Genomic DNA, 26,400 nt, shown 5'->3' on the forward strand with positions numbered 1-26,400 from the left:
GCCCTGGTGTATCTGCGACACCTGCAGGTCACCGACTTCCGCTCCTGGCCACAGGCCGATCTCGCCCTCGAACCGGGGCCGACCGTGCTGGTCGGCCAGAACGGCCGCGGCAAGACCAACCTGCTGGAGGCGATCGGGTACGTCGCGACGCTGGGCTCGCACCGCGTCGCCACGGACGCGCCGCTGATCCGGCACGGCTGCGAACGCGCGCTGGTCCGGGTCGCGGTGGTCAACGATGACCGCGAACTGACCGTCGAGCTCGAGATCACCAACGGCCGCGCGAACCGCGCCCGGGTCAACCGCGGCGCGGTCGGCCGGCCGCGGGACGTGCTCGGGATCCTGCGCACGGTGCTGTTCTCCCCGGAGGACCTCGCGCTCGTGCGGGGGGACCCGAGCGAGCGACGCCGGTTCCTCGACGAGCTCCTGGTGCTGCGCGCGCCGCGGTACGCCGGAGTCCGGGCGGACTACGAGAAGGTGCTGAAGCAGCGGAACGCCCTGCTCAAGACGGCCGGGAAACGCCGTACGGGACGTGAAGACCCGTACGCGCTCTCGACGCTCGAGGTCTGGGACGACCACTTGTCGGTGGCGGGCGCGGAGCTGCTGGCCGCGCGCCTGAACCTCGTCGCCGACCTCGCGCCGTACGCGGCTTCGGCGTACATGGGGGTCGCGCCGGACTCGCGCCCGGCGAAGATCGCCTACCGGTCGTCGCTGGGTGCGGCGCTGCCGGAGACGTACGGCGTACCGGACGGCGAACGGGCGCAACCCGAGGTGCTGAAGGACGTCTTACTCAAGGCGCTGGGTGAGGCCCGCAAGGCGGAGCTCGAGCGCGGCATCAGCCTGGTCGGCCCGCATCGGGACGAGCTGGAACTGATCCTGGGCCAGGCGCCGGCCAAGGGCTACGCGAGCCACGGCGAGTCGTGGTCGTTCGCCCTGGCGCTGCGGCTCGGCAGTTACGAGCTGCTGCGCGGGGAGGCCGGCGAGCCGGTGCTGCTGCTCGACGACGTGTTCGCCGAGCTGGACCGCAAGCGCCGGGCCCGGCTGGCCGAGGTGGCCGCGAGCGCCGAACAGGTGCTGGTGACCGCCGCGGTGGACGAAGACGTGCCCGGGCAGCTCACCGGGCACCGGTTCGTGGTGGCGGATGGTGAGATCACGCGTGGCTGAGCAAGGCGACCGGGCACCCCGGGTGACGGGCGGCACAAACCGCACCCGATCTGGGGACAAACCTGTGGACAGTGTGGATAACACGGTGAATGAGTTATCGCTGCCCGTGACTCTGCGGCCGGATGGGTGGCACAAAACGCCCAAAACCGACGCCCCGTCGTCGGCGGGTACCGAGCGTGATGACAACGCTGGGCCGAACGAGACACCCCCGACCGGGCGCGACCTCGCGCACGCCGCGCTGGAGGCCGCGAAGGCCAAGGCCAAGGAACGAGGTGTCCCGCCCGGACGCCGCCGTCCCGCGGCCGGTGGCGGGCAGAACCCCCGGCGGCGCCGCTGGTCGGGACCGGGCGCGGACGCGCGCGACCCGCAGCCGCTCGGCCGGCTGGTCTCCCGGCTGGTCAGCGACCGCGGCTGGAACGAGAGCGTCACCAGCGCCCGCGTCTTCGCGCAGTGGGCGCGGCTGGTCGGCGAAGACGTCGCCGAACACGCCCAGCCGGTCGCGCTCAAGGACGGCGAACTCACCGTCCGCGCCAGCTCGACGGCGTGGGCCACCCAGCTCCGGTTGCTGCAGGGCAAGCTGCTCGCGAAGATCGCGGCGGGGGTCGGCAACGGCGTCGTCAAGCGGATGCGGATCCAGGGCCCGACCGCCCCGAGCTGGCGGAAAGGGCCCCGCCACGTGCCGGGTCGCGGCCCCCGTGACACGTACGGCTGACCCGGGTTGCGCGATGCTCGGTTGAGTGGGCCGAGAACGCATCCAGACCTCCCGAGATACGTCAAGACTCGGCTCGAACCGATTTCGTCCGTCTGTGACGCGTTCAGGGGTGTCCTTGCCGCATGTCAGCGGACGCGGCCAAGTACACTGGAGGAGAGCGAGCGTCCGCTCGGGCGAGACGAGGAGAAACAACGCCGGTGACCGAGAACAAGAGCGAGTACAACGCGTCGTCGATCACGGTGCTCGAAGGCCTCGAAGCGGTCCGCAAGCGCCCCGGCATGTACATCGGTTCCACCGGTGAACGCGGGCTGCACCACCTCGTCCAGGAGGTCGTCGACAACTCCGTCGACGAAGCGATGGCCGGGTACGCCACCAAGGTCGAGGTTACCCTCCTCGCCGACGGCGGCGTCCGCGTCGTCGACGACGGCCGCGGCATCCCGGTCGACATGCACCCCAAGGAGCAGAAGCCGACCCTCGAGGTCGTGCTCACCGTGCTCCACGCGGGCGGCAAGTTCGACAGCGACTCCTACGCGGTGTCCGGCGGCCTGCACGGCGTCGGCGTCTCGGTGGTGAACGCGCTGTCGACGAAGCTGCTCGCCGAGGTCAAGTACGGCGGCCGCAGCTGGCGCCAGGAGTACACCGACCAGATCCCCGGCCCGCTGGAGGACCTCGGCCCGGCGAGCGAGACCGGCACCACGATCACCTTCTGGGCCGACGGGAACATCTTCGAGACCACGACCTACAACTTCGAGACCATCTCGCGCCGGCTCCAGGAGATGGCGTTCCTCAACAAGGGGCTGACGCTGTCCCTGCGTGACGAGCGCGTCGCGGACGAGGAGACCGAAGAGGACGCCGAGGGCAAGGTCGCGCGGGTCAAGGAGAAGACCTACTGCTACCCGGGCGGGCTCGAGGACTTCGTCAAGCACATCAACGGCAGCAAGGAGCCGATCCACCCCAGCGTCATCTCCTTCGACGCCAAGGGCACCGGCCTCGAGGTCGAGGTCGCCATGCAGTGGAACACCGGGTTCACGCCGTCGGTCTACACGTTCGCCAACACGATCAATACCCACGAGGGCGGCACCCACGAAGAGGGCTTCCGCGCCGCGCTGACCCGCGTCGTCAACGCGTACGCGCGCGACAAGAAGCTGCTCAAGGAGAAGGACGCCAACCTGACCGGTGACGACGTGCGCGAGGGCCTCGCCGCGATCGTCTCGATCAAGCTGTCCGAGCCGCAGTTCGAGGGCCAGACCAAGACCAAGCTGGGCAACAGCGAGGCCAAGACGTTCGTGCAGCAGACGTCGAACGAGTGGCTGGCGGACTGGTTCGAGCGCAACCCGACCGAGGCGAAGACGATCATCAACAAGTCGATCTCCTCGGCGCAGGCCCGGATGGCCGCGCGCAAGGCGCGTGACCTGGTCCGCCGCAAGGGCGCGCTGGAGATCGGCGGCCTGCCCGGCAAGCTGAAGGACTGCCGCTCCACCAAGCCGGAGGAGTGCGAGCTCTACATCGTCGAGGGTGACTCGGCCGGCGGCTCGGCCAAGGAAGGCCGCGACTCGATGTACCAGGCGATCCTGCCGATCCGCGGCAAGATCATCAACGTCGAGAAGGCCCGCATCGACCGCGTCCTCAAGAACACCGAGGTCCAGTCGCTGATCACCGCGCTCGGCACCGGCATCCACGACGAGTTCGACATCGAGAAGCTGCGTTACCACAAGATCGTGCTGATGGCCGACGCCGACGTCGACGGCCAGCACATCACCACGCTGCTGCTCACCCTGCTGTTCCGCTTCATGGCCCCGCTGATCGAGCACGGCCACGTCTTCCTCTCGCGGCCGCCGCTGTACAAGATCAAGTGGCCGCGGTCCGAGCCGGAGTACGCGTACTCCGACCGCGAGCGCGACGCCGTCATCCAGGCGGGGGTCGAGGCCGGCAAGAAGCTGCCGAAGGACGACGCGATCCAGCGCTACAAGGGTCTCGGCGAGATGAACGCCGAAGAGCTGTGGGAGACCACGATGGACCCGGCGAACCGGCTGCTGGGCCAGGTCACGATGGACGACGCCGCCCAGGCGGACGAGCTGTTCTCGGTCCTGATGGGCGAGGACGTCGAGGCCCGCCGGTCGTTCATCACGCGCAACGCCAAGGACGTGCGCTTCCTGGACGTCTAGGCGTCCCCCCGTTCTTCGTCCCGCTAGGCCCCCGCACCCGAGAAGGACCTCATGACGGAAACCTTGCCGCCGGCTCCGGAACACGACCGGATCGAGCCGGTCGACATCCAGCAGGAGATGCAGCGCTCCTACATCGACTACGCGATGAGCGTCATCGTGTCGCGGGCGCTGCCGGACGTGCGTGACGGCCTCAAGCCGGTCGCCCGCCGGATCCTGTACTCGATGTTCGACTCCGGTTTCCGGCCGGACCGCGGGTACAACAAGTGCTCGCGCGTCGTCGGCGACGTCATGGGCAACTACCACCCGCACGGCGACTCGGCGATCTACGACGCGCTGGTCCGGCTCGCCCAGCCGTGGTCGCTGCGGTACCCGCTGATCGACGGCCAGGGCAACTTCGGCTCGTCGGGCAACGACCCCGCGGCCGCCATGCGGTACACCGAGTCCCGGCTCGCGCCGCTGGCCATGCAGATGCTGGCCGACATCGAAGAAGACACCGTCGACTTCTCCGACAACTACGACGGCCGCACGCAGGAGCCCGACGTCCTGCCGGCGCGGTTCCCGAACCTGCTGGTCAACGGCGGTTCCGGGATCGCGGTCGGGATGGCGACGAACATCCCGCCGCACAACTTGCGCGAGGTCTCCGAAGGCGTCGCCTGGGCGCTGGAGAACCCGGACGCGACCGACGACGAGCTGCTGGCCGCGCTGCTCGTGCGGATCAAGGGCCCGGATTTCCCGACCAAGGCGATGATCCTCGGCACGTCCGGCATCGAGGACGCCTACCGCACCGGCCGCGGCTCGATCCGGATGCGCGCGGTCGTCGAGGTCGAAGAGGACGCGAAGGGCCGGACCATCCTGGTCGTGTCCGAGCTGCCGTACCAGGTCAACCCGGACAACCTGGTCGAGAACATCGCGAACCTGGTCCGCGACGGCAAGCTCACCGGCATCGCCGACATCGCCGACGAGTCCAACAGCCGCTCGGGCATGCGGATCGTCGTCACGATCAAGCGCGACGCGGTCGCGAAGGTCGTGCTGAACAACCTCTACAAGCACACCCAGCTGCAGCAGAACTTCGGCGTCAACATGCTGGCCCTGGTCGACGGCGTGCCCCGCACGCTGCGGCTCGACCAGATCATCCGGCACTACGTGAAGCACCAGGTCGAGGTCATCGTCCGGCGGACCCGCTTCCGCCTGAAGAAGGCCGAGGAACGGGCCCACATCCTGCGTGGGTACGTCAAGGCCCTCGACATGCTCGACGAGGTCATCGCGCTGATCCGGCGCTCGCCGTCCGCCGACGAGGCCCGGCCGGCCCTGATGGAGCTGCTGGACGTCGACGAGATCCAGGCGACCGCGATCCTCGACATGCAGCTGCGGCGCCTCGCCGCCCTGGAGCGCCAGCGGATCATCGACCAGCTGGCCGAGATCGAGCTGGAGATCGCCGACCTCAAGGACATCCTCGAGAAGCCCGAGCGGCAGCGCGCGATCATCCGCGACGAGCTGATGGCGATCGTCGAGAAGTACGGCGACGACCGGCGCACGAAGATCATCGGCTTCAGCGGCGACGTCACCGACGAGGAACTGATCGCGGTCGAGGACGTCGTCGTCACCATCACCCGCACGGGGTACGCCAAGCGGACGAAAACGGATCTCTACCGGTCCCAGAAGCGCGGCGGCAAGGGCGTGCAGGGCGCGACGCTGAAGCAGGACGACATCGTCCAGCACTTCTTCGTCTGCTCGACGCACGACTGGATCCTGTTCTTCACGAACAAGGGCCGCGTGTACCGGACCAAGGCGTACGAGCTGCCCGAGGCCAACCGCAACGCGCGCGGCCAGCACGTGGCGAACCTGATGGCGTTCCAGCCGGACGAGCAGATCGCCCAGGTCATCGAAATCAAGAACTACGAGGTCGCGCCGTACCTGGTGCTCGCCACCAAGCGCGGCCTGGTGAAGAAGACCAAGCTCACCGACTTCGACTCCAACCGCTCGGGTGGCCTCATCGCCATCAACCTGCGCGAGGGTGACGAGCTGGTCGGCGCGGTGCTGGCGGCGGCGGAGGACGACCTGCTGCTGGTGTCGGCGGAGGGCCAGTCCATCCGCTTCCACGCGACCGACGAGGCGCTGCGGCCGATGGGCCGCCCGACGTCCGGCGTGATGGGCATGCGCTTCAACGACGGCGACGAGCTGCTCGGCATCAGCGTCGTCAAGGAGGGCAAGTTCCTGCTGGTCGCGACCGACGGCGGGTACTCGAAGCGCACGGCGATCGAGGACTACCCGGTCCAGGGCCGCGGCGGCAAGGGCGTGCTCACCATTCAGCACGACCGCAAACGTGGCAGGCTGGTGGGTGCGCTCATCGTCGACGCCGAGGACGAGCTCTACGCGATCACCTCGAGCGGCGGCGTGATCCGCACGCCGGCGGGCGACGTCCGCAAGGCGGGACGGCAGACGAAGGGGGTCCGGCTGATGAATCTCGGCGAAGGCACCACTCTTCTCGCGGTCGCACGCAACGCGGACGAGCCCTCGGACGTCGCCAATGGTGACGCTCCCGAAGCGCCGGAAGCAGCTGACGAGACCACGGCGCAGCCCGAGCAGTAAGTTCACAACTACGGACAGCGCCCCACGGCACGGGTAAGGACTGACTCTTCGTGACACCGACCGACAATCCCGAGGCAGCGGGTTCGAACGGAACGCCGGCGAGCCCGCCCTGGCAGCGGGTGGACAAGGAAGGCGACGCCGAAGCGACGGTCAAGCTGGCCACGGAGGAGGCGCAGCCCGCCCCCACCACCGAACGCCCGGTGGTGACGGGCAGCGCAGCCCCCCGCCTCTTCGGCGGCAGCGCGGAAACGCCTCCCCCCGCGGCCGGCGAGGTCCCCCCGGCCTCGACGCAGCGAGCTCGCCCGAGCGCCCTGCGCCGCCCCGGCCGGGGCCCCCGCCGAGCATCCCTGCAGGTCAAGCGCTTCGACCCGTGGTCGGTCCTCAAGCTGTCCCTGGTCCTGGGCGTCGCCATGTTCTTCGTCTGGCTGGTCGCGGTCGGCGTCCTGTACACGGTGCTCGACGGCATGGGCGTCTGGGACAAACTGAACGGAACGTACTCGTCCCTGGTCGGCGGCGAGGGAGCAAACGCCTCAGCCGAACCCCTGATCAGCGCCGGCCGGGTGTTCGGCATCGCCGCCATCCTGGGCGCGATCAACATCGTCCTGGTCTCGGCCCTGGCCACGGTGAGCGCGTTCATCTACAACGTCTCAGCCGACCTGGCCGGAGGCCTGGAGGTCACCTTGTCCGAACGGGAGTGACCCGGTTGCAGGGCCCCTCCGGGGGTCCTGTAAAGTTCTTCTCGTTCAAGGGCCTATAGCTCAGGCGGTTAGAGCGCTTCGCTGATAACGAAGAGGTCCCAGGTTCAAGTCCTGGTAGGCCCACGCAGGTCAAAGCCCGGTTCACCACTCTGGTGAACCGGGCTTTTTGCTGTCAGCCTGACTAGCTGCCTGACTAGCACTCGAAGGCGGAGAGCCGGAGGATTCCGGAGGATCCCGGAGCGTAAATGCAGCGCCTACCTGGCAGCCGAAGCTTGATACTTGTCCCACGCATCGAAGATCTCGTCCCGCAAGGGAACTAGATCTCCGGTGTGGGCGCGGCTCGACAGTTGAAAAAGGGTGTCGACAAGTCCTTGCACCAACGTTCGATCCCGGGGAATCGACCTTCCGTTCAGCCAGTCACTCAGCGTGGATCGGGGGAGACCTATGCGTATGCCGATTTGGCGTAGAGTTGGCGCGTCGGCTTGCTGGTGAAGCCGTCTCAGGGAGGCGCCGAACGCTTGACGATCGCGGGAAGCTTCGAGTCGATCTTGCTCCGACGTAACCGCCGTAGTGCCGAGTGTGGTCTGCGCCGATGGGCGCGCTTTTTGGCGACGATCCCAGACCGCTTCCGTCCAATGGCGAAGTGCGTCACGTTTCACGTCATCTCGGTGCTTCTCATCGTCGAGGGTGAGTAGATCTACAACACGTGCGACGAGATCTCGGCTTGGGAGGTCTGGTCCGCGGAGGGCCCGGTGAAGCACCTGGCGCGAGACATGAATGCGGGTAGCCATGTCTGCTAGAGACGGATCGCCGTACTCAAGAACGAGACTTTGCATCTTTGAGAAGAAGGCGTACTGAGGGCCCGCCGGGGCAAGCGGCGCTCCGAGCGGCTTCTTCGCCATGATCAACTCCCTGTAAAGGCGACCTCGTCAGCCTGATGTCGACCTGATATCCACCTTATGTCACCTAAATGTCTTCCTGCAAGCAAGGCTCTTACCAGGGAGTGTCCGGAGGAGTAGAACCGTATCCGTACGGTTTAGTCCGAGCAGCGCCTGCCGGACCGGATGGCGATGGGCTCGACACTCAAGCCACCGGGCCAGGCAGACGCCTCACCGAAAGTGGGTCAGATGTACACCTTCCGGCAGGTCAAGGATGCCCTAAGCAGGGCATTTTGCGAAAGAGGAACGCGGCGAGTGCTCCTCACGGTGGCTGTGGCATTCGCAGGTTTCGTTGTAGGAGCGATGTTCCCCTCGGACCGCGTCCTCGTTGGAGCGGGCCTCGCCACGCTTCTCGTGGTGGTCCTGCAGGTCTGCTACGGCGTCACTGAACGAGGCGACCGGTCGCCTTTCGAGGCCGCGACGCCGGAGCGGGAAGTGGCCGACCAGGAGTGACATCCCGACGGTGCCGAGTGGGATGAAGCTATGCCTCATCCCACTCGGTACATGCCTTGGTGGTGCAGCGCGTGCTACGTCCTGGCGAAGATGCCGTCCATCGCTTCGGCGCCGTGCTGGATGACCGGCCTCAACTGGTGCCGGTAGACCTTCTCCGTGACGGTGGTGCCGTTGTGGCCGACAAGCCGCGAGATCTTCTCGATCTCCATGCCGTTGTCGGAGAGCAGCGACACGAAGCTGTGTCGCAACTCGCGGGGCGTCCATTCAGCCGGGTTCAACTCGGCACGCTTCAGGACTCGCCGAAACGACCGGCGAACGTTAGCCGCGTCCAGTTCGCGGCCGACGGCCGAGGCGAACACCAGGCCGTTCTCCTCCCAGTTGTCACCGGCCAGCTTTCGCGCGAACGCCTGCTTCCGCTGGTGAGCACGCAAGGCGTCCACGCACCGTCGTGGAAGCGCAAGCGAGCGACGAGACTTCGCTGTCTTCGTGTCGCCGCCTTCCCGTACCGATCGCCACACCTTGACGTGCGGGGGGGGGCGGGGTCAGGTCCGGCCGACCTTCCAAGTCGGTATGCGACCAGGTGAGAGCCCGCATCTCCTCGGTTCGGGCGCCGGTCAGCAGTGACACGACGATGTAGGCGCGCATCGAGGTGAACTCAGCGGCCGCAAGTACGGCCTCGGCCTGTTCGAAGGTCAGCGACTTCGACGGTCGACCAGCCCGCCCCTCGGGGACCTCGCACAGGAGCGCGACGTTCCGCTTGATCTTCTCTCGCTTCTGCGCCCTGGCCAGCGACCGTCGGAGCAGCGACAGCAGCTCTTGCAGCGTCCGTGTCGACACGACCTTCGCCCGGCCGGCGAGCCACGTGTCGACCTCGTCCGCGGTCAGCTCCCGTGCGTTGCGGTGACCGATCAGCGGCACGATGTGCTTGTCGGCGAGGATCGTCAGCTTCTCCACGGTCGAGGCCGACCGCCGGGGCAGACCGTGCGCGAGGAAGTCACGCACCGCCTGAGCCACCGTGAACGACCGGTCTTCCGGCGAAAGTCCGTCGTCGTGCTCGCGGAGCATCTCCTTCAGCTTGTCCTTCGCCTCGGTCTTCGTCTTGCCGTACGCCGAGCGGACCTTCCGCTTCCCGGCCGGTGTGTAGCCGACCGTGATCTCCGCGATCCAACGCTGACGGCTCTCCGACCAGCGGAGGCCGCCGTCTTCCCGGCTACGCCGTTTCGTCATAGCTGACCTCCGCTTCCCTCATCAGCAGCTCGACGTATTCCTGGATGGCGACGGCCGGCACGAGGCGGGCGCGTCCCTGCTTGACTGAGCGCAAGCGCCCCGAGCCCAACTGCTCGTAGATGACCGAGCGGCTCATCGACAGCAGGCGCATCGCTTCGGTGATCCGGTACAGGTGCCGTTCGGCACAGCGACCGGCATGGGTACGGCGTTCATCGGTCCCCCTCGGTGTCGTGGTCGGGCTTGGTGGGCGCGACGTCCGCGACCTTCGCGACTGGGCTGGTCAACGTGGGTGCGAGCGGCTGCCGTGTGCCGCGACCGTCCGCGACCCGGGTTGCGGAGGTCGCGGACGAGCCCAGCGCCTCCGCGGTGCCCGATGTGGCATTGACCTGCGGGGTCGCGCTGGTCGCGGAGGTCGCCGCCGTTGCGAGCGGTGGGAGGTAGCGGCTCCAGGCGTCGGCCAGGCCGCCGTCGCCGTCGATGCGGTAGCCCTTGAGCGTCTTGCCGCTGACCTTGAGGTCCTTTGGCCGGACTAGGTAGCGGTCGAGTTCCTTCGCGAGGCGGCGGCTGTCGAGCGGTTTGCCTTGGAGGTCGGTCCAGGGGCCGTCTTCGATGGCGTGCAGTTCGCGGATCAGTTCGGCGGTGACCATGCGGTCGGTGTTCTCGAAAGCGGGTGACGTTCATGCTCTTGGCGTCGCCGACGCACCGCGTCACCGTCGCCGAGCGCTTGTAGCCCGCGTTCAGCAGGGCGCGGAGATCTTCGTTGCTGGCAGCGCTGGCCGCGCCGAGGACCTACTTGCTGCTGCTCACGCTGCCGCGATCCGGTCAAGAGGCGACACGGCTTCTGAGGCTGCGATCTTCGGTCCGCGCGTCGCGGCACTCCAGAACGTCGAGCTTGCAGCGCGCGCCGGCGACCCGGAACAAGCACTCCGCCTGGCGGCCGCTGTGCCCGACACTATGGGCGACGTCCCGGCCTTTTGGGAGGCCGGCCACCGGCTACTCCTCGCTGCTGCGGCTGCCGACCTTCGCCACGACCGAGACGCGCTGACCTGGCTCTCCGAGGCACGCGACCTAGCGCCGGACTGGGTGCGCTATCAGCCGCTCGGTAAGACCACAATGCGGCGCCTTGTCGATCGAGCAACTCGACGCCGAGGCGCGGAGTTCGCCGTGCTCGCCACCCACTACGGCGTAGTCGAGTAGCGGCTGGGTTGCTGGCAACCACTTCCCCTGCCTGCCCAGCACGACCACATTTAGAACACGTGCTCGATGCGCGCCAGTCGGCCGGATGGCGTACTGGCGGTTGTGCCCGGTGCACCGGATGGCGGAGTGGCCGAAGAGCGTCGGTACGGCGTTCGGCGGTAGATGCACGCCACAGTGTAGGACTTTTGGAGTAGCGCACACGTGCTAATGATTCGCCTTTTGCGGCATCTTCCCAGGTCAGGGTGTACGCCCTACAAGTACGAGATGTGTTTTTATGTGTGCAATACTTCGAGGGCTGGGCGGGAGCCAGACGCTTGCGCCCGACTCCCGCCCAGGGTTTCCGCAGAAACCGATCAGTGCACGAGACCAGCGATCTCGTGCACCAGCGCCGCCAAGGCGATGAGGAGTGCGGTGGTTGCTGCCACCGCACTCCTTGCCTTACGGCGAAGGCGACTGCATAAGCAGTCTCGTCGACCTGCCATGGTTCCTCTCCACAGAGAGTTCCGTTTGGACGTCCAGCCGGGTCCGACTGGTGAGGGTCCGGAGCGGGTCGCGTTCCGGGTTCCTCAGAGGCCTCGGAGAAACCATAGCCGCGAGAACTGGGCCGGTGCGGCAGGGACAGGTCGACGTCCGCCTCAAAAGCGGTGCTATAACCAGCTTCTACCTGCGGTTTCGCCTTAGTGGATCATCATGTGGATCAACCGCTAGTCTCAGAGGAGGCGTCGAAACTGCAGGTCAGCGACGGTCTGCGTGCTTGGCGAAGCTGCAGAGGTGGCGCTATCCACAGGCAAGAAAAATGTCCACAACCTTGTCCCCAGGCTGCGGCTACTCGCCGTGCGCCTCCGTGTACTTCTGGCAAGGTGGGCCCTCGATCACAAGGCACGTAGAGGACGACGTCGGCAGTTTCCTTGCGGTGACGCTCGCAGGCCCTCGCTACGGTCGCCAGTTGTCTATGTCGTTTGGCTGCTTGCTTGACATCTGCGAGAATATCGATGTGGACGATTTCGTGTGGACGCCTCCGGGTGCCGGCCCGGCTGAGCTAGAAGATTTTCTTACTTTACGTAAGGGCTTGCCTTCGCATGCGAACGAATCGATTCATCGCTGGCTAGCCAAAGATCCGGGGGACTACGACTTCGTGCGCTGGTCTTTCATGGTGGAATTTCAGCAAGCCGCTCGTGTTGATCTCGGGATTCGCTCAGTAAATCTGGCAGGGGTGTCGGATGCTTTCAAAGTCTTTCGGAATTTAAATGAGGAGCACCGAACTTGGCTTGTGGACTTCGAGATTTCCAGAATATCCGCAAGTCGGCCCGGGTATAGCCCTCCTGCGCGTGTGCAAGATATGGAAAAGATCTTGCGCGACTCCGGTTCGAGTTGGACGGTGAAGCTAGTTCAGGGACGCTACCGCCTGGTTGAGGCTCTTCCCCGTGGTGTCTTTGATGTTGCAGAGACTGCGCTTTCCGTTGCAGACAAGGCGAGCGAACTGCTGCGCTCTGCGTGGAATTTCGCGTTCGGCATAAATGCCAGCCCCAGTCATGCTTATTATGATGCAGTGCGTTCAGTTGAAGTGCTGTCGTGTCCTCTGGTGTCTCCGAAGGACGGTAGCGCAACTCTCGGGAAAGACATTCGTGTCCTTCGGGATTCCTTGCACAAATGGGAATTCGTGATGGCTGATTCTAGAGGGGGCTCTTCGGTTGAGAAGGTCGTGTCGATGATGCAGCTACTTTGGCATAGTCACACTGATCGCCATGGGCGAGCTGACTATGAAGATGTGTCTCTTGAAGAGGCGCAGGCGGCCGTTCTGCTCAGCTCTACGCTTGTAGCGTGGCTGGCCAAAGGGATGCTGCGTCGGGTCGATGGATCCGGTGCTGTGTGATTATCTCTGGGTTTGAAAGGGTATGTCGACAGACGCATAGGGGTGTCCAAAGCGGAGCTTCCAGGCGCATACTGTTATGACGGAGGGCGGAGACTCACGATCGACGGACGCTGTCGGGCGTCCACGGATGCCCGAACCTCAAATTTTCGGGAGTAACTGTGCTGCGCGTATAGCGATGGTGCTACCAAGGGGTCCAGCCAAGCAGTGTAAGAACAGCGGCTATGGCGCCCACGATTCCAGCAATACCACCAACAATTGTAAAGAATGCAACTAACGCTCCGCGCTTTCGTAGTCTTATCCACCAGCCTTCATGCTCATTCGCGACCGGTGACGATGCTGCGCTGTCTCGGCCGTTCACGGTGGCGCTGTCGCCGTTTGCGGCTTGCGCGCCGATCACCGTTGAATTCTCTCCGCTGGCGGTTTGGTTGCCAATCGCTGTGCTTTGTCCGGCGGCCACCGTTGCTGAGTGAGCAGCTTGAGTTGAGATGTTAGGTCCGGTATCAGTGTGCTGGTTGGTGATGTTGATCGTGGGACGTTCACCTGTGATGACCAACTGTACCGCCTGATCAGCAGCAATTTTAGTAGGCACCTCCTGCTCTTGTGGAGTCAACGTGGCCAGTTCGGCTACTAGTTCGGCCAGCGCAGTGCGTACTCGCACAAGCAGGCCCTTGATCGAGGAATTAGGTAGTTCCCAGTAGGCGCCTTGCACCACACTGACCCCGTCTTGGACGGCCGCCTTGTTCAGGTAGTCGACTACGACATCCGCCCAGGCTGGACTTAGCCAGTGCGGCTCGTCGGTGCGGTCACCCTTACCTGCAAGCGCCTCAAGCTCACCTATGCCGCTCCCCAGAACCGCCTCCTCCAAGTCCACGTCCTTGGTCATGAAGTCAGGCAAATCTGAGGGGTTGATCCGCTGAGATATTGCGTTGTAACCAGCTCGGTTGGTGATCCGGATGTACAGCGCGGCATGAATCCGGCGGTAGGCCGGAAGGGGAGCATCCGAACCTATGTAGCCGTTCAGCTCGTGGCGAGCCCACTCTCGCATCTTCTCGGACTTCGCTTTGCCTCCGAGCACAATGATCTTCTGCAGCAGCGTGGAGATGGGCACGCCGCCGTCGAGTACGTCAGCCTCGATTTGGGCAAGGAGCCCGCTAGATGTTGAGGACATAGCGGGCATTCTCTCACCGCCCGCCGACACAGCGCGGCGTGCCGCGCCTTGTTGCCGATGTTGGTAGCTAACACCCATCCTGGCTGGTCAAGGCCTGCGAGCAGCCTGACGAAGTGCCTGACGATCGCCCTACCTTGGCGGGTACTTCTGCGGACGTCTACGGACGTTCAAGCCCGAGGTAGTCGGACGTGCGCCTTGATCACGGATAGGCGGTCTTGGCCTGATAACGAAGAGGTCCCAGGTTCAAGTCCTGGTAGGCCCACGCAAGTCAAGCCCGGTTCGCCTCTCGCGAGCCGGGCTTTTTGCTGCCTGGCTCTCGGTTTCAGTCGGATGCGATCCCCACAGCGGTACTTCGCCGTTCGATCACCACGACGTCGCGCCACCGGCCGTGATGCCGGCCGATCCGTTCGCGGGTCCCGAGTTCGCGGAAGCCGGCGCGGCGGTGGAGTGCTCTGCTCGCGGTGTTCTCTGGGAAGACGCCGCTTTGGATCGTCCAGATCCCCGCGCTCTCGGTCGAGCCGATGAGCGCATCCAGAAGCGCGTGGCCAACACCTCGGCCGCGTGCAGTCGGGTCGACGTACACGCTGTGCTCGACGACTCCGGCGTAGACGCAGCGCGAGGAGACGGCGCTGACCGCGGTCCAGCCGAGCACGTCTCCGGCGGCATCGAGGGCCACGAACCGGTGCGCCGGCAGGTGGTCCTCGTCCCACGTGGCCCAGCCGGGGGCGGTGGTTTCGAAGCTGGCGTGCCCGGTGTCGAGCCCGGCTTGGTAGATCGCCAGGACTTGCCCGGCGTGATCCATCGTCATGGGAACGACGCGGACAGGCGCCGGCCGGTGGGCACGGATGATCGCCGAGTGCAGCTTGTCGCCGACTTCGTGGGTCAGCCGGACGTTGATGCCGGCGAACCCGGCGTCCTGGAGGAGAGCGTGATAGCGGTCGGCGGTGAGCGCGCCTCCGAGGCACTCGACCGCGTCGGTGCGGGCTGCGCGTTCGGCGTCGGTGAGCGTGTCGTCGGCCACGATGTCGGTGATCCCGAGACGGCCGCCGGGGCGTAGAACGCGGGCGATCTCGGCGAACACGGCCGGCTTGTCGGACGACAGCGCGATGACGCAGTTGGAGATGACGACGTCGACTGAGGCGTCCGGCAGCGGGACGCGTTCGATGGTGGCCTTGATGAACTCGGCGTTCATGACGTCGGCCCGCCCGGCGTGGCGCCGGGCGAGGGCGAGCATGTCGTCGGTCATGTCCAGGCCGATGGCGCGGCCGGTGGGGCCGACGCGGCGGGCGGAGAGCAGGACGTCGAGCCCTCCGCCCGAGCCGAGGTCGAGCACCGTTTCCCCGGGGTGCAGGTCGGCGGCGGCCAGCGGGTTGCCGCACCCGAGGCTGGTTGCGGACACTTCGGCAGGGATGTCCTCGCCGGCGTAGTGGACGGCACCGATAGCGCCGGCGTAGCGGTTGCGGACGGCGTCGCGGTCGGGGTTCATCGGATGATTTCGCAGGTGACGGCGGCGAACGGCAGGACTCCGCGGCCCATGACGACGTCGGCGGCGGTCGGGAAGCAGGACACGCAGCGCTGATTGACCTGATAGAGCCGGGCGGTGCCGCGTGGTTCGGCGAGCACGAACCGGGCTTCGGTGAGGATCTTCAAATGGGCGGACACCGTGGACTGGCCGACCTCGACCTGCTCGACGATCTGCCCGACCGTCAGCGGAGTGCCGGTGGCGGCCAGGAGGTTGAGAATCTGGACCCGCGTCGGGTCGGCCAGCGCGCGGAACCAGCCCGCGTAGGTCTCGGCAGTGTGGCGATCGAGCACAACAGCCCCCTTCATCGTCCATCGACGATAAACGATAAATGGGCGCGGTGGAAGGTTCAGGATGTGGCGGGGACCAGCTCGGCGAGCAGGGCGCGGACGCGGCGTTCGATCTCGTCCCGGATTGGCCGGACGTCCTCGACGGATTGGCCGGCGGGGTCGTCGAGCTGCCAGTCGAGGTAGCGCTTGCCGGGGAAGATCGGACACGCGTCACCGCAGCCCATGGTGATCACGATGTCGGCGGCTTCCACCGCGTCGGTGGTCAGCTTCTTGGGGACCTCGCGGGAGAGGTCGAGCCCGATTTCAGCCATCGCCTCGCGCACGGCGGGGTTGATGCTCTCGGCGGGCGCGGAGCCGGCCGAGCGGACGTCGACCGCGCTGCCGGCGTGGTGGGCGAGCAACGCGGCGGCCATCTGGGAGCGGCCGGCGTTGTGGACGCAGACGAACAGGACTTCGGGGGTGTTCACGGGGTGACCTCCACGGGGGCCGGAGTGAAGCGGCGGCGTAGCGCCAGGGACACGTACACGAGTTGGGGCAGGCCGAGCCGGCCGGGCAGGACCGAGAGGGAGAACCAGCCGAGCAGACCGAATGCGATCACCTGGAACACCGAGTTCAGCGCGACCAGCACCGCAGCGGCTTCCCGGTCACCGCACGCGAGGTCGTTCCAGATGATGCCCATCGCGATGCAGCGGGCCAGGCCGACGATGATCAACCCGGTCCGGTACTCCGGCAGATCGGGCAGCAGCAGCCAGGCCAGCGCGAACATCACGCGGGCAGGAACCGGTCCGGGGTGGACAGCTTGCCGACCACCCCGGCGTGCGTGCCGGTCATGCCGGGACGATCGCGTCACCGGGGACCAGCACGGCCGACAACCGGGCCAGCACCTCGGGGTGGACGCGGTAGTACACCCAGGTCCCGCGCCGTTCGCCGGTGATCAACCCGGACTCGCGCAGCACCTTGAGGTGGTGGGAGATGGTCGGGCCGGTCAGGTCGAAGGCGTCGGTCAGGTCGCACACGCACGCTTCGCCCCCGGCGTGGGAGGCGATCAGCGAGAGCAGCCGCAGGCGGACCGGGTCGGCCATCGCCTTGAACAGCTTGGACAGCTCGACGGCCTGGCTCTCGTTCAGCGGTTCGCGGGCGAGCGGCGAGCAGCAGGCGTCCATCGCGACGATCGGTAGCTGTTTCGGCATGCATCTATCTTGACGAACTTCTAAGTAGAAGGCAATCTAAGTCGAGTTCTTGCTTCGACGAACGTCTATTCAAGGAGGATGCAATGTCACGGGTACAGCTCGCGCTGCGGGTCGGAGACCTCGAAAGCTCGATCGACTTCTACTCGAAGCTGTTCGGCACCGAGCCGGCCAAGCTCCGCCCCGGGTACGCCAACTTCGCCATCGCCGAACCGGCGCTCAAGCTCGTCCTCCTGGAGGGCGAGCCCGGGCAGGCGACGGTCATGGACCACCTGGGCGTCGAGGTCGAGTCGACCGACCAGGTCAGCGAGGCCAGCAAGCGGCTGACCGGCGAAGGGCTGGAGACGTTGACCGAAGACGACACCACCTGCTGCTACGCCGTGCAGGACAAGGTGTGGGTGCACGGCCCCGGCCAGGAGCCGTGGGAGGTCTACACCGTCAAGGCCGACTCCCGGACCTTCGGCACCGACAGCGCGGCCCTCGCCACCCCGGCCACGTGTTGCACCCCCGACGCGGAAACCGGCCAGGCCGAAAAGGTCACTCGGCCCGAAGGCTGCTGCTCCTGACCTGGCCGGCCGCCCACGATGCCAGCAGGGCCAGGCCGTCCGCGGCCGGTGTGCCGGCGGGGGCGGTGTAGACGTTCAGGAGCAAGCCGGGCTCCGCCGGCAGTTCCAGCGACTCGACGTCCAGGTCGAGCCGGCCCACTACCGGGTGGTGCAGGCGCTTGCGTCCCGACCGGTGGAGCCGGACGTCCTGGGTGGCCCACCGCCGCCGGAACAGTTCGCTGCGGGTCGACAATTCGCCGACCAGGGCGATCAGCTCCTCGTCGTGCGGATTGCGGCCGGCTTCCATGCGGAGCTTCGCGGCTACATCGCGGGCGATTCGGTCGTAGTCGACGAAGAACGTCCTTGCCTCTTCGGGATCCAGGTACACGAAACGCGCGGTGTTCGGCGGTCGTCTCGTGTCGGTCAGCAGTGGGGAATACAGCGCGCGGGCGAGGTGGTTCAGCGCCAGGACGTCGTAACGGCCGTTGCAGATCCACGCCGGCGCGTCGGTGATGGCGTCGAGCACCTGCCGCAGCGCCGGCCGCACCGTCGCGGGGGAGCGACGGGGAACGCCGGACTGCCGCGCGAGGTGGAACAGGTGATCGCGCTCGGCCTCGTCGAGCTGCAACGCGGATGCCAACGCGTCGAGCACGCCGTCGGAGGCGCCGGCGAGGCCGCCGCGCTCCATGCGCACGTAATAATCGACCGAGACCCCCGCCAGCAGAGCCACCTCTTCGCGCCGCAGACCTTCGACCCGGCGGTTGCCGCCGTACGCGGGCAGTCCGGCTTGCCCGGGCGTGATCCGGGCGCGGCGCGAGGTCAGGAATTCCTTGATCTCGGTGCGCAGATCGATCGTGGCCACCTCGTCACCGTAAGCCCCGTTCGCCGGCGGAGGGAGGTTCTGCCGGTACCCCCCCCGGATGCCTACGTACCCGTTGCGGTCGTGGCGATACCGCCGTCGACCGGGATGACAGTGCCCGTGAGGTAGGCCCCGGCCCGGCCGGCGAGGAACACGGCGATCCCGGCCATGTCGTCGTCACGGCCGAGCCGGCGCAGCGGCGCCTTCGCCGCGATCCGGTCGCCGATGGCATCGAGCGTGGACGCCATCATCTGCGACGGGAACGGTCCCGGGGCCACCGCGTTCACCGTGATGTGCTGGGGGCCCAGTTCCCTGGCCAATACCCGGGTGAGCTGGTGGAGCCCCGCTTTGCTGCTGGCGTACGAATAATTCGGCGCCTCGGCGACGTGGATCGCGGCGATGCTGCCGATGTTGACGACCCGCGCGGGATCATCGGCGGTGCCCGCCTTGCGAAGCGCCGGGAGCAGGGCCTGCACCAGCCAGAACGGCGCCTTGAGGTTGAGGTCGACGACGGTGTCCCAAGCCTCGGCCGGGAACGTCTCCAGCGGCTCGCGCCGCATCGCTCCCGCGTTGTTGACGAGGATGTCCAGGCGTTCCGAGCCAGCCTCGACGAGATCGGCGAGCCGCCGGCACTCGTCGTAGGTGGACAGGTCGGCGGGGATCGCTCGGACGTCGCCGAATTCGGACAGCGCCTGCTGTGCCTCCGCGCACGCGTCCGCGTTGCGTGAGCTGATGACGACGCGGGCGCCCGCCTGCAGCAGGCCGCGCGCGATCATCAGCCCGATGCCCCTGGTGCCGCCGGTGACGAGGGCGTGCTTGCCCGTCAGATCGAAAAGGTCCGCATGAGTGGTGAACTGGGTTTCCGGCATGGGACCAGTTGACCGGCTTCCGGCACCGGCCGGGAGACCCTGGTGATCCAGGTACCCGGAGAGCCACCCGCGCTGTTCGCACCAGCAAATAGCTCGGTGTCGTTTTGGCAGGTCCGGGCTTAGCTTCGGGCAATGGCGAACGAACTGACCATTCCGCTCCTGCCCTGCCCGTCCATCGACGAGATCGCCTCCTTCTACGAGATGCTCGGCTTCGAGATCACCTATCGCCAGACGCGGCCGAACCCGCACGTCGCGGTGCGGCGGGAAGACCTCAACCTGCACTTCTTCGGAATGGACGGCTACGACCCCGCGCAGTCGTACAGCACCTGCCTGGTCATCGTGGAAGACACCAGCGAGTTGTTCGAGGCCTTTGCGGCGGGGATGCGGTCCGTGCACGGAAAACTGCTCGTCTCCGGCATCCCGCGGATGACCCGGCCGCGGCTGCGCAACGACCGGTACACCGGGTTCACCGTCGTCGACCCGGGTGGCAACTGGATCCGGATCAACATGGCCACCGAGGAACCCGAGGCGCAGACCAAGCTCGCCAAAGCCATGGAAAACGCCACCAGGCAGGCGGACGCGCGCGGCGACGAACGGCAGGGACTGAAGATCCTGGAAGGCGCCTTGAAGCGGGCGACCGGCGACGAGCCGGAGTTCCGGGCGGCGCAGGAGTACCGGGACGAGCTCGTCGCGCGGATCAACGGCGCCTGAACCGCGTCCGGCAAGCACCCGGCCGAAATCCCGTACACTCGAGATGCCGAAACAACTCCATAGCGCTGCGCGAATTCGCGCTCCCGTGACTCCAGTGGGGGAAGGGGGCCGGGTGGGATCCGAGGGGATCCCGCCCGGCCCCCGTAAAAACCACCGGAACTCCGAGAAAGGAGTCACGGTGACGGCGGTCGAAGTCGTGCAGTTCAGTGGTGTTGTTGGAGCAACGGCGGCGGCAGCGGTGGTCGTACTCCGGTACGTGACACAGTTGATCGTGGTCATCTGGTCGTTACGAGCGGATGAGGCCGGCCGCAAACACGCGGTCGCACTGCTTCGGCTGCTTCGGGGCGACAAGGAATCACGTCGTCGTCCGCCCTGACGGTGACCCGGCTCCCCGGAGCCGGGTCACCACACAGGTCAGCCCTGCCGGGAAGAGAAGTCCGGCAGGGCTGAGCGGTCACGGTCGGCGCGCCGCACGGTCGCCTCTCGGCGAGTGGCGCATCGCGGCTCCAGCCGTACGGAACTCCGCGAAGGCGATGAGTGAGGCCCGGGGGACACGGTGGGCACACCGACCAATCCTTACAACAAGACCACCCGAGCCGGTATTTCCTGGGGCGTGTGACGTGCGTTACCAGTGGTTCCACGTGGAACCACTGGCTGCCTGACACCCGTCCCGAGCCGGTGCAGTAACATCGCGGGGTAAGGGAAGCAAGCTGAGAAGGGGGCTTCGGTGAAGAAGCTGCTGGCACTCGCCGTCATCGCGGGCGGCGTCCTGTTCGTCGTCAAGCGCAACAAGGCGGCCAAGGCCGAAGCCGACCTCTGGCGTGAGGCGACCGCGCCGGTGCCCTCCACCAACGGCACCACCCCGGCCAAGCCGGCCGGCGCTTCCCACAACTGATCTTCCCCGCGGGCACGCGCTGCCCGCGTCCGGGGCTGTAGCTCAATTGGTAGAGCACCGCCTTTGCAAGGCGGGGGTCAGGGGTTCGATTCCCCTCAGCTCCACCCGGACGAAGGCCAGGTCCAGCCGGACCTGGCCTTCGTCATGGAAAGAACTACCGGTACCAGCCGTAGGCGCAGTTGGTCGGCCCGTTGTTGTAATACGCGAACGTCGTCCGCCACGTGTTGTACGGCGAGTTGCCCGCGTTGATGTTGTTCATGCCCGGACGGGCGCAGAAGTGGTCGTCGGAGCCGAAGACGTGCTCGACCGTCAGCATCACCGTCGTGCTGCCGCAGTGGTTGTAGTTCTGGGTGCCGTCACCCTGCCAGCCGCACGGTTCGGCGCTCGCCGGGGCGGCCAGGGCGATGCTGCCGGCGGCCGCCAGCGCACCGGCCGCCAGCAGGGTGCTCGCGGCACGTTTGATCGACATGTTGCTCCTTTTGGCTGAAGATCAACTAGCCTGGGCAGGCTAACGGATCTTTGCCCGGTTTGGCCGGAAAATCCCCGTGTCAGGTCCGGATCAGGTCCGTGTCAGGCCGCTCCCCGACCGTGGTTCCCATGACAGACCTGGCGATCACGGCCTCCGGACTGCGGAAGGCCTACCAAGACAAAACCGTCCTCGACGGCGTGGACCTCGAAGTCGAGGCCGGGAGCATCTTCGCCCTGCTCGGCCCGAACGGCGCCGGCAAGACGACGACCGTCAACGTCCTCACCACGCTCGCGAAGGCCGACGGCGGCACCGCTCGCGTCGCCGGGCACGACCTGGCCACCGAGGCCAAGGCCGTGCGGGCCGCGATCGGCGTCACCGGGCAGTTCGCCGCCGTCGACGAGCTGCTCACCGGGCAGGAGAACCTGCAGCTGATGGTCGACCTCAGCCGAGGCGCCGGCAAGCGGACCGTCAGCGAACTGCTCGAGCGCTTCGAACTCACCGAGGCGGCGCGCAAACCCGCGTCGACCTACTCCGGGGGCATGCGCCGGAAGCTCGACCTCGCCATGACGCTCGTCGGCCGCCCGCGGATCATCTTCCTCGACGAGCCGACGACCGGCCTGGATCCGCGCAGCCGCCGGACCATGTGGACCATCATCCGCGACCTCGTCGCCGACGGCGTCACCATCTTCCTCACCACCCAGTACCTCGAAGAGGCCGACCAGCTCGCCGACCGCATCGCCGTGCTCGACCAGGGCCGGCTCGTCGCCCAGGGGACCGCCGACGAGCTGAAGCGCCGGATTCCCGGTACCCACGTCCGGCTCCGGTTCACCACCCCGGCCGAGCTCGACGCGGCCGCGCGCGTCCTGACCGACGCCACCCGCGACGACGAAGCCCTGGCTCTGCGCGTTCCCAGCGACGGCGGCACGAAATCCCTTCGGTCCCTTTTGGACAGACTCGACGAATACGCGCTCAGCGCCGGAGAACTGTCCGTCCACACGCCCGATCTCGACGACGTCTTCCTCGCCCTGACGGGCCACGCCACGGAGGTTCCCGCGCGATGAACGCCCACTCGATCGTCATGCTGCGCCGCAACTTCAAGCACATCGCCCGGAACCCGATGTCGGTGTTCAACGCGATCCTGATGCCGGTCGTCGTCATGCTGATGTTCGTCTACATGTTCGGCGACGCCTTCAGCGTCGGCGTCAACTACGTCGACTACGCGACGCCCGGGCTGATGCTGCTCGCCGTCTGCTACGGGCTGGGAGCCACCGCCACCGCGGTGAACTCCGACATGACCAAGGGCATCATCAACCGCTTCAAGGTCATGGACGTCTCGCGCGGCGCGGTGCTCACCGGCCACGTCGTCGCCAGCGTGCTGACCAACCTGATCGCCATCGCGGCCCTCCTCGGCGTCGCCTTCCTGCTCGGTTTCCGCCCGGCCGCGGGCTTTGTCGACTGGCTCGGCGCGTTCGGCGTCGTCGTCCTGCTCGGCTTCGCGACCGGCTGGCTCACAATCGCGCTGGGCCTGGCGGCGAAATCGCCGGAAACGGCGGGCCTGGCTTCGGTGCCGCTTGTCATGCTCCCGTTCTTCAGCAGCGCCATCGTGCCCGCCGAAAAGATGGGCCCCGGCCTCAAGCAGTTCGCCGAATACCAGCCCTTCACGCCGATCATCGAAACCCTGCGGGGCCTGCTCAACGGGACGCCGGCCACCGGCACCCTGCTCGCCGCGCTCGGCTGGTGCGCCGGGATCGCCGTCGTCGGCTACCTGTGGGCGTCGTCGACCTTCAAGAAGCGAGCGTGACCGCGGCCAGCTCCGGCCAGCTCGCTTCCGCCCCCGCCCGCGTCGCCTCGGTGAACCCCTCGTCACCGAGGCGACGCCGGGCTGTCTCCTCGATCCGGGCCACGTCCGGGTGCGAGCGGTCCGGCAGGCCCCGGACTCCCGCGCTCGCTCCCAGCAATCGCGCGGCCTGCTCGTCCTCGCCGGTGCGCAGGGCCAGGTCCGCGATTCCGACGAGGGCCCGCGCGATCATCAGCGGGTGTCCCGTCCGGGTCGCCGCTTCGAACGCCGCCGCCCGGTGCGCCCGGGATTCGCCGACGTCCTCGGCGAGGTACCCGAGCAGGTCCTCGGCCACCGCCCGGGCGATCGCGCGCTCGGCGTCGTCGCCCAACATCGTCTTGGCGACGTCGAGCTGGCGACGCGCTTGTCCGGTGTCGCCGCTCCAGCGCGCTAGTTCCGCCTTGGCCAGGGCGAGCTCGGCCTGCGCGTTCGGCCAGGCCACTCCCTCCGCGCGCCGCTGGGCCTCGGCCAGTGCGGCGGCGCTCGCCTTTTCGTCGCCCAGCAGCCAGTACAGCTGGGCCTGCCGCGCCCGCATCCGCACGACGTCCTCGATGGCGCCGACCTCGGTCACCACGTCGATGGCCTGCTCGTAGTACTCACACGCCTCCGCGAACTCGCCGCGCACGGTGATGCGGTCCGCCAGCTCGGTCAGGGCAAACGAGGTGCCCCACCGTTCGCCGAGCGCGCGGAACTCGGCGACGGCCGTCTCGAGCAGCGTGTCCGCTTCCCGGTCACCGTGCCCGAACTGGACGCGCATCTTGCCCAGCTGCAGCCGGGCCACCGCGCGCACCCACGGGTCCTCGTCGGCGAGCAGCGGCCCGAACGCCGTCAGCGCCGCGTCCGGTCCGCGCAGCAGGCGCTCCAGCGCGGCGGCGAACCGCAAGGCCAGCGGCGGGTTTTCGACCTTCAGGCTGATCTCGTACGCCCTGCGGATCCAGTCCTCTGCCCGGTACTCGTCGCTTTGCTGCCCGGACGTCACGAACTGGACGACGAACGTGAAGACCAGGCCGCGGATCTCGGCCGGCACCTCGCCGGGCACGGCCGTGGCCGCCATGACCAGCTCGTTGCCCTCCGCCCGGTGCCCGGCCAGCCACCAGTACCAGCCCGCCGTCGCCGCGAGCCGCATCGCTTCGGCCGCCTCGCCCGCCGCGAGGGCGCCGCGCATCGCCGCGGTGATGTTCTCGTGCTCGGCCTCGAGCGTGGCGAGCCACGTCAGCTGCTCGGCGCGACGCAGGTGTGGCTCCGCTGTCTCGGCGAGTTCCGTGAAGTACGCGAGGTGGGCGCGCCGGGCGACGTCCCTCTCGCCCGCCTCCTCGAGCCGCTGCCCGGCGTACTCCTTGATCGTGCCGAGCATCCGGTAGCGCTCGCCGACCACGACCACCAGCGACTTCTCGGTCAGCGCGGTCAGCAGGTCCAGGACGTCGTCGTCCCCGCAGACCCGCTCGGCCGCCTCCAGGCTCGCGCCGCCGGAGAACACCGAGAGCCGGCGCAGGACGACGCGTTCGGCGTCGGAAAGCAGCTCCCAGCTCCAGTCGATCACCGCGCGCAGCGTCCGGTGCCGCGGCAGCGCCGTCCGGCTGCCGCCGGTCAGCAGGCGGAACCGGTCGTCGAGCCGGTGCGCGAGCTGGTCGAGCGACATCGTGCGCAGGCGGGCCGCGGCGAGTTCGATGGCCAGCGGCATCCCGTCCAGCGCGCGGCAGACGCGGGCCAGGGTGCGCGCGTCCGCCGTGAGGTCCTTGTGCACCGCGCCGGCCCGGTCCCGCAGCAGCCGGACGGCCGGGGCGGCCTCGATTTCGGCGGGATCCGCGTCCTCCGCGGGTAGGACCAGGGGCGCGACCTGCCACAGCGCCTCCCCGGTGATGCCGAGCGGCTCGCGGCTCGTCGCGAGGATCCGCAGCCGGCGGCACTCGCCGAGCACCTGGTGCGCGAACGCCGCCGCGGCCTCGATGACGTGCTCGCAGTTGTCCAGGATCAGCAGCATCGAACGCTCGCGCAGGGCCGCGATGACCCGGTCCGTCGGCTCGGCGTCCGGTGCCTCGCCGACGAGTGCGTCCCGCAGCTTGAGCGCGCCGAGCGTCGCCTGGGCGACGTCGTCGCCGGTGCCGATCCCCGCCAGCTCGACCAGCCACGCGCCGTCCGGCAGGTCGCCGAGCAGCGTGCGCGCGGTTTCCGTGGCCTGCCTGGTCTTCCCCGAACCACCCGGCCCGATCAGGGTGGTGAGCCGGTGTTCGGCGACGAGCTCGCGGACCGCGGCGATGTCGGCGTCCTTGCCGACGTAGCTGGTCAGCTCGGCCCGCAGGTTCGTCTTCGGGCTCTCTTCCCGACGGCCGAGCTCGCCGCGCAGCAAGGCGACATGCACCTCGGACAGCTCCGGCGACGGGTCGACGCCGAGGGAGTCGGCCAGGGTCTCCCGCGTGCGCTCGTACGCGAGCAGCGCCTCGCTGTCGCGGCCGCTCGCGACGAGGGCCCGCATCAACGCGGCGACCAGCCGTTCCCGCATCGGGTTCGCGGCCACCAGGTCGGTCAGCTCGGTGACGAGCTCCGGGCCGACCTCGCCGTCGAACCGGTCCTCCAGTGCGGCCAGGCGCAGCCCTTCGAGCCGGGTGACGGCGGCGCCGAAGGCCGCGCTTTCCGGCAGCTCGACGTCCTGCATGGCCGGACCGCGCCAGAGGGCGAGTGCCTCGCGCAGCCGCCGCGGGTCCGTGTGGGCTTGGCCGACGAGCCGTTCGAACCGCACGGCGTCGACATCGTCCGGGGCCACCACCAGCCGGTAGCCGGTCGGCCTGCTGTCGACCGCCCCCTCCGGCAGCGCCTTCCGCAGCCGGGAAACCAGGCGCTGCAACGCGTTCGGCGCCTCGGCGGGCGGCTGCTCGCCCCAGATCCAATCGACGAGCGTCGCCTTCGGGACCACCTGGCCCGGCTCGAGCGCGAGGGCGACCAGCAGTCCCCGCAGGCGGGCGCCCGGCACCTCGGCGAGCACGCCGTCGTCCGTGCGCACTTCGAAGGGCCCCAGGATCCCGATCTGCACGCGGCCG

27 protein-coding genes, 2 tRNA genes and 1 pseudogene are annotated in these 26,400 nt (G+C 67.7%); 16 read left to right on the forward strand and 14 right to left on the reverse strand.

Annotated elements, in window-relative coordinates; genetic code table 11:
• Positions 1 to 6: 6 nt before the first annotated feature.
• The 7 genes from recF to ACWEF6_RS12615 all read left to right on the forward strand — a co-directional run bounded on the left by recF (position 7) and on the right by ACWEF6_RS12615 (position 8,716).
• The gene (gene recF, locus ACWEF6_RS12585; RefSeq protein WP_449683027.1) at positions 7 to 1,161 is read left to right on the forward strand and encodes a DNA replication/repair protein RecF; all 1,155 of its coding nucleotides are present in this window, start codon (positions 7 to 9) and stop codon (positions 1,159 to 1,161) included.
• Positions 1,162 to 1,267: 106 nt separating this feature from the next.
• Positions 1,268 to 1,873: a DciA family protein gene (locus ACWEF6_RS12590; RefSeq protein ID WP_449683028.1), complete on the forward strand. Its 606-nt coding sequence runs from the start codon at positions 1,268 to 1,270 to the stop codon at positions 1,871 to 1,873.
• Between the two features lie 197 nt (positions 1,874 to 2,070).
• Positions 2,071 to 4,038 (forward strand): DNA topoisomerase (ATP-hydrolyzing) subunit B, encoded by a 1,968-nt coding sequence (gene gyrB / locus ACWEF6_RS12595; protein WP_310968341.1) that lies wholly within the window; start codon positions 2,071 to 2,073, stop codon positions 4,036 to 4,038.
• A 51-nt stretch (positions 4,039 to 4,089) separates the two neighbouring features.
• Complete coding sequence (gyrA, locus tag ACWEF6_RS12600) at positions 4,090 to 6,627, forward strand: DNA gyrase subunit A (protein ID WP_449683029.1); 2,538 nt, start codon at positions 4,090 to 4,092, stop codon at positions 6,625 to 6,627.
• 50 nt (positions 6,628 to 6,677) lie between these two features.
• Complete coding sequence (locus tag ACWEF6_RS12605) at positions 6,678 to 7,325, forward strand: DUF3566 domain-containing protein (RefSeq protein WP_449683030.1); 648 nt, start codon at positions 6,678 to 6,680, stop codon at positions 7,323 to 7,325.
• A gap of 49 nt (positions 7,326 to 7,374) precedes the next feature.
• A tRNA-Ile gene (locus ACWEF6_RS12610) sits at positions 7,375 to 7,448 on the forward strand.
• 1,004 nt (positions 7,449 to 8,452) lie between these two features.
• The gene (locus tag ACWEF6_RS12615; RefSeq protein ID WP_449683031.1) at positions 8,453 to 8,716 is read left to right on the forward strand and encodes a hypothetical protein; all 264 of its coding nucleotides are present in this window, start codon (positions 8,453 to 8,455) and stop codon (positions 8,714 to 8,716) included.
• Positions 8,717 to 8,790: 74 nt separating this feature from the next.
• Here the strand turns inward: ACWEF6_RS12615 and ACWEF6_RS12620 are convergent, their stop codons facing one another.
• The 4 genes from ACWEF6_RS12620 to ACWEF6_RS12635 are packed head-to-tail and all read right to left on the reverse strand — an operon-like array spanning position 8,791 to position 10,590.
• Positions 8,791 to 9,156, reverse strand: coding sequence for a tyrosine-type recombinase/integrase (locus ACWEF6_RS12620; protein ID WP_449683032.1), 366 nt, complete (start codon positions 9,154 to 9,156; stop codon positions 8,791 to 8,793).
• Complete coding sequence (locus tag ACWEF6_RS12625; RefSeq protein WP_449683033.1) at positions 9,098 to 9,943, reverse strand: hypothetical protein; 846 nt, start codon at positions 9,941 to 9,943, stop codon at positions 9,098 to 9,100. The genes ACWEF6_RS12620 and ACWEF6_RS12625 overlap by 59 nt, the downstream gene beginning before the upstream one ends.
• Entirely contained in the window at positions 9,927 to 10,094 is a 168-nt protein-coding gene (locus ACWEF6_RS12630) for a helix-turn-helix domain-containing protein (protein ID WP_449683034.1), read from the reverse strand. The genes ACWEF6_RS12625 and ACWEF6_RS12630 overlap by 17 nt, the downstream gene beginning before the upstream one ends.
• A 58-nt stretch (positions 10,095 to 10,152) precedes the next feature.
• Positions 10,153 to 10,590, reverse strand: a complete 438-nt coding sequence (locus tag ACWEF6_RS12635; RefSeq protein WP_449683035.1) for a DUF3631 domain-containing protein — start codon at positions 10,588 to 10,590, stop codon at positions 10,153 to 10,155.
• A 7-nt stretch (positions 10,591 to 10,597) separates the two neighbouring features.
• Here ACWEF6_RS12635 and ACWEF6_RS12640 point away from each other — a divergent pair, with 7 nt between their 5' ends.
• Positions 10,598 to 11,140 carry a hypothetical protein gene (locus ACWEF6_RS12640; protein WP_449683036.1) on the forward strand — a complete coding sequence of 181 codons (543 nt, stop codon included), beginning with the start codon at positions 10,598 to 10,600 and terminating at the stop codon, positions 11,138 to 11,140.
• A gap of 913 nt (positions 11,141 to 12,053) precedes the next feature.
• On the forward strand, positions 12,054 to 13,013 hold the full coding sequence (locus ACWEF6_RS12645; protein WP_449683037.1) for a hypothetical protein: 960 nt from the start codon (positions 12,054 to 12,056) through the stop codon (positions 13,011 to 13,013).
• Between the two features lie 181 nt (positions 13,014 to 13,194).
• Here ACWEF6_RS12645 and ACWEF6_RS12650 read toward each other — a convergent pair whose 3' ends face one another.
• From ACWEF6_RS12650 to ACWEF6_RS12675, 6 genes and pseudogenes are all read right to left on the reverse strand, one after another.
• The gene (locus ACWEF6_RS12650) at positions 13,195 to 14,181 is read right to left on the reverse strand and encodes an AbiTii domain-containing protein (RefSeq protein ID WP_449683038.1); all 987 of its coding nucleotides are present in this window, start codon (positions 14,179 to 14,181) and stop codon (positions 13,195 to 13,197) included.
• 322 nt (positions 14,182 to 14,503) lie between these two features.
• A complete protein-coding gene (locus tag ACWEF6_RS12655; RefSeq protein WP_449683039.1) occupies positions 14,504 to 15,667 on the reverse strand; it encodes a GNAT family N-acetyltransferase in 1,164 nt (387 codons plus the stop codon).
• Positions 15,664 to 16,011, reverse strand: a complete 348-nt coding sequence (locus ACWEF6_RS12660; RefSeq protein ID WP_449683040.1) for an ArsR/SmtB family transcription factor — start codon at positions 16,009 to 16,011, stop codon at positions 15,664 to 15,666. The genes ACWEF6_RS12655 and ACWEF6_RS12660 overlap by 4 nt, the downstream gene beginning before the upstream one ends.
• A 41-nt stretch (positions 16,012 to 16,052) precedes the next feature.
• Entirely contained in the window at positions 16,053 to 16,460 is a 408-nt protein-coding gene (locus tag ACWEF6_RS12665) for an arsenate reductase ArsC (protein WP_449683041.1), read from the reverse strand.
• A gap of 62 nt (positions 16,461 to 16,522) precedes the next feature.
• Positions 16,523 to 16,762: pseudogene (locus ACWEF6_RS12670) on the reverse strand (arsenic resistance protein); the annotation flags it as partial.
• A gap of 58 nt (positions 16,763 to 16,820) precedes the next feature.
• Positions 16,821 to 17,183, reverse strand: coding sequence for a metalloregulator ArsR/SmtB family transcription factor (locus ACWEF6_RS12675; protein ID WP_449683042.1), 363 nt, complete (start codon positions 17,181 to 17,183; stop codon positions 16,821 to 16,823).
• Positions 17,184 to 17,266: 83 nt separating this feature from the next.
• Between ACWEF6_RS12675 and ACWEF6_RS12680 the strand changes: the two genes are divergently transcribed.
• Positions 17,267 to 17,746 carry an ArsI/CadI family heavy metal resistance metalloenzyme gene (locus ACWEF6_RS12680; RefSeq protein WP_449683043.1) on the forward strand — a complete coding sequence of 160 codons (480 nt, stop codon included), beginning with the start codon at positions 17,267 to 17,269 and terminating at the stop codon, positions 17,744 to 17,746.
• On the opposite strand, the gene ACWEF6_RS12685 is transcribed toward ACWEF6_RS12680, so the two are convergent.
• Positions 17,718 to 18,587 (reverse strand): helix-turn-helix transcriptional regulator, encoded by an 870-nt coding sequence (locus ACWEF6_RS12685; RefSeq protein WP_449683044.1) that lies wholly within the window; start codon positions 18,585 to 18,587, stop codon positions 17,718 to 17,720. The two genes, ACWEF6_RS12680 and ACWEF6_RS12685, sit on opposite strands and share 29 nt — an antisense overlap.
• Before the next feature lie 62 nt (positions 18,588 to 18,649).
• Entirely contained in the window at positions 18,650 to 19,453 is an 804-nt protein-coding gene (locus ACWEF6_RS12690; protein WP_449683045.1) for an SDR family oxidoreductase, read from the reverse strand.
• A 132-nt stretch (positions 19,454 to 19,585) separates the two neighbouring features.
• Here ACWEF6_RS12690 and ACWEF6_RS12695 point away from each other — a divergent pair, with 132 nt between their 5' ends.
• The 4 genes from ACWEF6_RS12695 (at position 19,586) to ACWEF6_RS12710 (ending at position 21,163) form a co-directional block, all read left to right on the forward strand.
• The gene (locus ACWEF6_RS12695; protein WP_449683046.1) at positions 19,586 to 20,164 is read left to right on the forward strand and encodes a hypothetical protein; all 579 of its coding nucleotides are present in this window, start codon (positions 19,586 to 19,588) and stop codon (positions 20,162 to 20,164) included.
• Positions 20,165 to 20,342: 178 nt separating this feature from the next.
• The gene (locus ACWEF6_RS12700) at positions 20,343 to 20,540 is read left to right on the forward strand and encodes a hypothetical protein (protein WP_449683047.1); all 198 of its coding nucleotides are present in this window, start codon (positions 20,343 to 20,345) and stop codon (positions 20,538 to 20,540) included.
• Positions 20,541 to 20,891: 351 nt separating this feature from the next.
• Positions 20,892 to 21,059 carry a DLW-39 family protein gene (locus ACWEF6_RS12705; RefSeq protein ID WP_003100602.1) on the forward strand — a complete coding sequence of 56 codons (168 nt, stop codon included), beginning with the start codon at positions 20,892 to 20,894 and terminating at the stop codon, positions 21,057 to 21,059.
• Between the two features lie 31 nt (positions 21,060 to 21,090).
• A tRNA-Ala gene (locus ACWEF6_RS12710) sits at positions 21,091 to 21,163 on the forward strand.
• A 50-nt stretch (positions 21,164 to 21,213) separates the two neighbouring features.
• On the opposite strand, the gene ACWEF6_RS12715 is transcribed toward ACWEF6_RS12710, so the two are convergent.
• The gene (locus ACWEF6_RS12715; protein WP_449683048.1) at positions 21,214 to 21,528 is read right to left on the reverse strand and encodes a DUF6355 family natural product biosynthesis protein; all 315 of its coding nucleotides are present in this window, start codon (positions 21,526 to 21,528) and stop codon (positions 21,214 to 21,216) included.
• 128 nt (positions 21,529 to 21,656) lie between these two features.
• On the opposite strand from ACWEF6_RS12715, the gene ACWEF6_RS12720 reads away from it, so the two are divergent.
• Entirely contained in the window at positions 21,657 to 22,589 is a 933-nt protein-coding gene (locus ACWEF6_RS12720; protein WP_449683049.1) for an ATP-binding cassette domain-containing protein, read from the forward strand.
• The gene (locus tag ACWEF6_RS12725) at positions 22,586 to 23,329 is read left to right on the forward strand and encodes an ABC transporter permease (protein ID WP_449683050.1); all 744 of its coding nucleotides are present in this window, start codon (positions 22,586 to 22,588) and stop codon (positions 23,327 to 23,329) included. Before ACWEF6_RS12720 ends, ACWEF6_RS12725 begins: the two co-directional genes overlap by 4 nt.
• Here the strand turns inward: ACWEF6_RS12725 and ACWEF6_RS12730 are convergent.
• On the reverse strand, positions 23,313 to 26,393 hold the full coding sequence (locus ACWEF6_RS12730) for a BTAD domain-containing putative transcriptional regulator (RefSeq protein WP_449683051.1): 3,081 nt from the start codon (positions 26,391 to 26,393) through the stop codon (positions 23,313 to 23,315). The genes ACWEF6_RS12725 and ACWEF6_RS12730 overlap by 17 nt on opposite strands.
• Positions 26,394 to 26,400: the final 7 nt, after the last annotated feature.

Source organism: Amycolatopsis sp. NPDC004772 (genome assembly GCF_053601215.1).

Excerpts from the sequence above, each read along its gene's own strand:
- gyrA (WP_449683029.1), top strand. The coding sequence starts at position 4,090 with ATGACGGAAACCTTGCCGCCGGCTCCGGAACACGACCGGATCGAGCCG.
- ACWEF6_RS12615 (WP_449683031.1), top strand. The coding sequence starts at position 8,453 with ATGTACACCTTCCGGCAGGTCAAGGATGCCCTAAGCAGGGCATTTTGC.
- ACWEF6_RS12625 (WP_449683033.1), bottom strand. The coding sequence starts at position 9,943 with ATGACGAAACGGCGTAGCCGGGAAGACGGCGGCCTCCGCTGGTCGGAG.
- ACWEF6_RS12630 (WP_449683034.1), bottom strand. The coding sequence starts at position 10,094 with ATGCGCCTGCTGTCGATGAGCCGCTCGGTCATCTACGAGCAGTTGGGC.
- ACWEF6_RS12635 (WP_449683035.1), bottom strand. The coding sequence starts at position 10,590 with ATGGTCACCGCCGAACTGATCCGCGAACTGCACGCCATCGAAGACGGC.
- ACWEF6_RS12650 (WP_449683038.1), bottom strand. The coding sequence starts at position 14,181 with ATGTCCTCAACATCTAGCGGGCTCCTTGCCCAAATCGAGGCTGACGTA.
- ACWEF6_RS12655 (WP_449683039.1), bottom strand. The coding sequence starts at position 15,667 with ATGAACCCCGACCGCGACGCCGTCCGCAACCGCTACGCCGGCGCTATC.
- ACWEF6_RS12660 (WP_449683040.1), bottom strand. The coding sequence starts at position 16,011 with ATGAAGGGGGCTGTTGTGCTCGATCGCCACACTGCCGAGACCTACGCG.
- ACWEF6_RS12675 (WP_449683042.1), bottom strand. The coding sequence starts at position 17,183 with ATGCCGAAACAGCTACCGATCGTCGCGATGGACGCCTGCTGCTCGCCG.
- ACWEF6_RS12680 (WP_449683043.1), top strand. The coding sequence starts at position 17,267 with ATGTCACGGGTACAGCTCGCGCTGCGGGTCGGAGACCTCGAAAGCTCG.
- ACWEF6_RS12690 (WP_449683045.1), bottom strand. The coding sequence starts at position 19,453 with ATGCCGGAAACCCAGTTCACCACTCATGCGGACCTTTTCGATCTGACG.
- ACWEF6_RS12695 (WP_449683046.1), top strand. The coding sequence starts at position 19,586 with ATGGCGAACGAACTGACCATTCCGCTCCTGCCCTGCCCGTCCATCGAC.
- ACWEF6_RS12715 (WP_449683048.1), bottom strand. The coding sequence starts at position 21,528 with ATGTCGATCAAACGTGCCGCGAGCACCCTGCTGGCGGCCGGTGCGCTG.
- ACWEF6_RS12720 (WP_449683049.1), top strand. The coding sequence starts at position 21,657 with ATGACAGACCTGGCGATCACGGCCTCCGGACTGCGGAAGGCCTACCAA.
- ACWEF6_RS12725 (WP_449683050.1), top strand. The coding sequence starts at position 22,586 with ATGAACGCCCACTCGATCGTCATGCTGCGCCGCAACTTCAAGCACATC.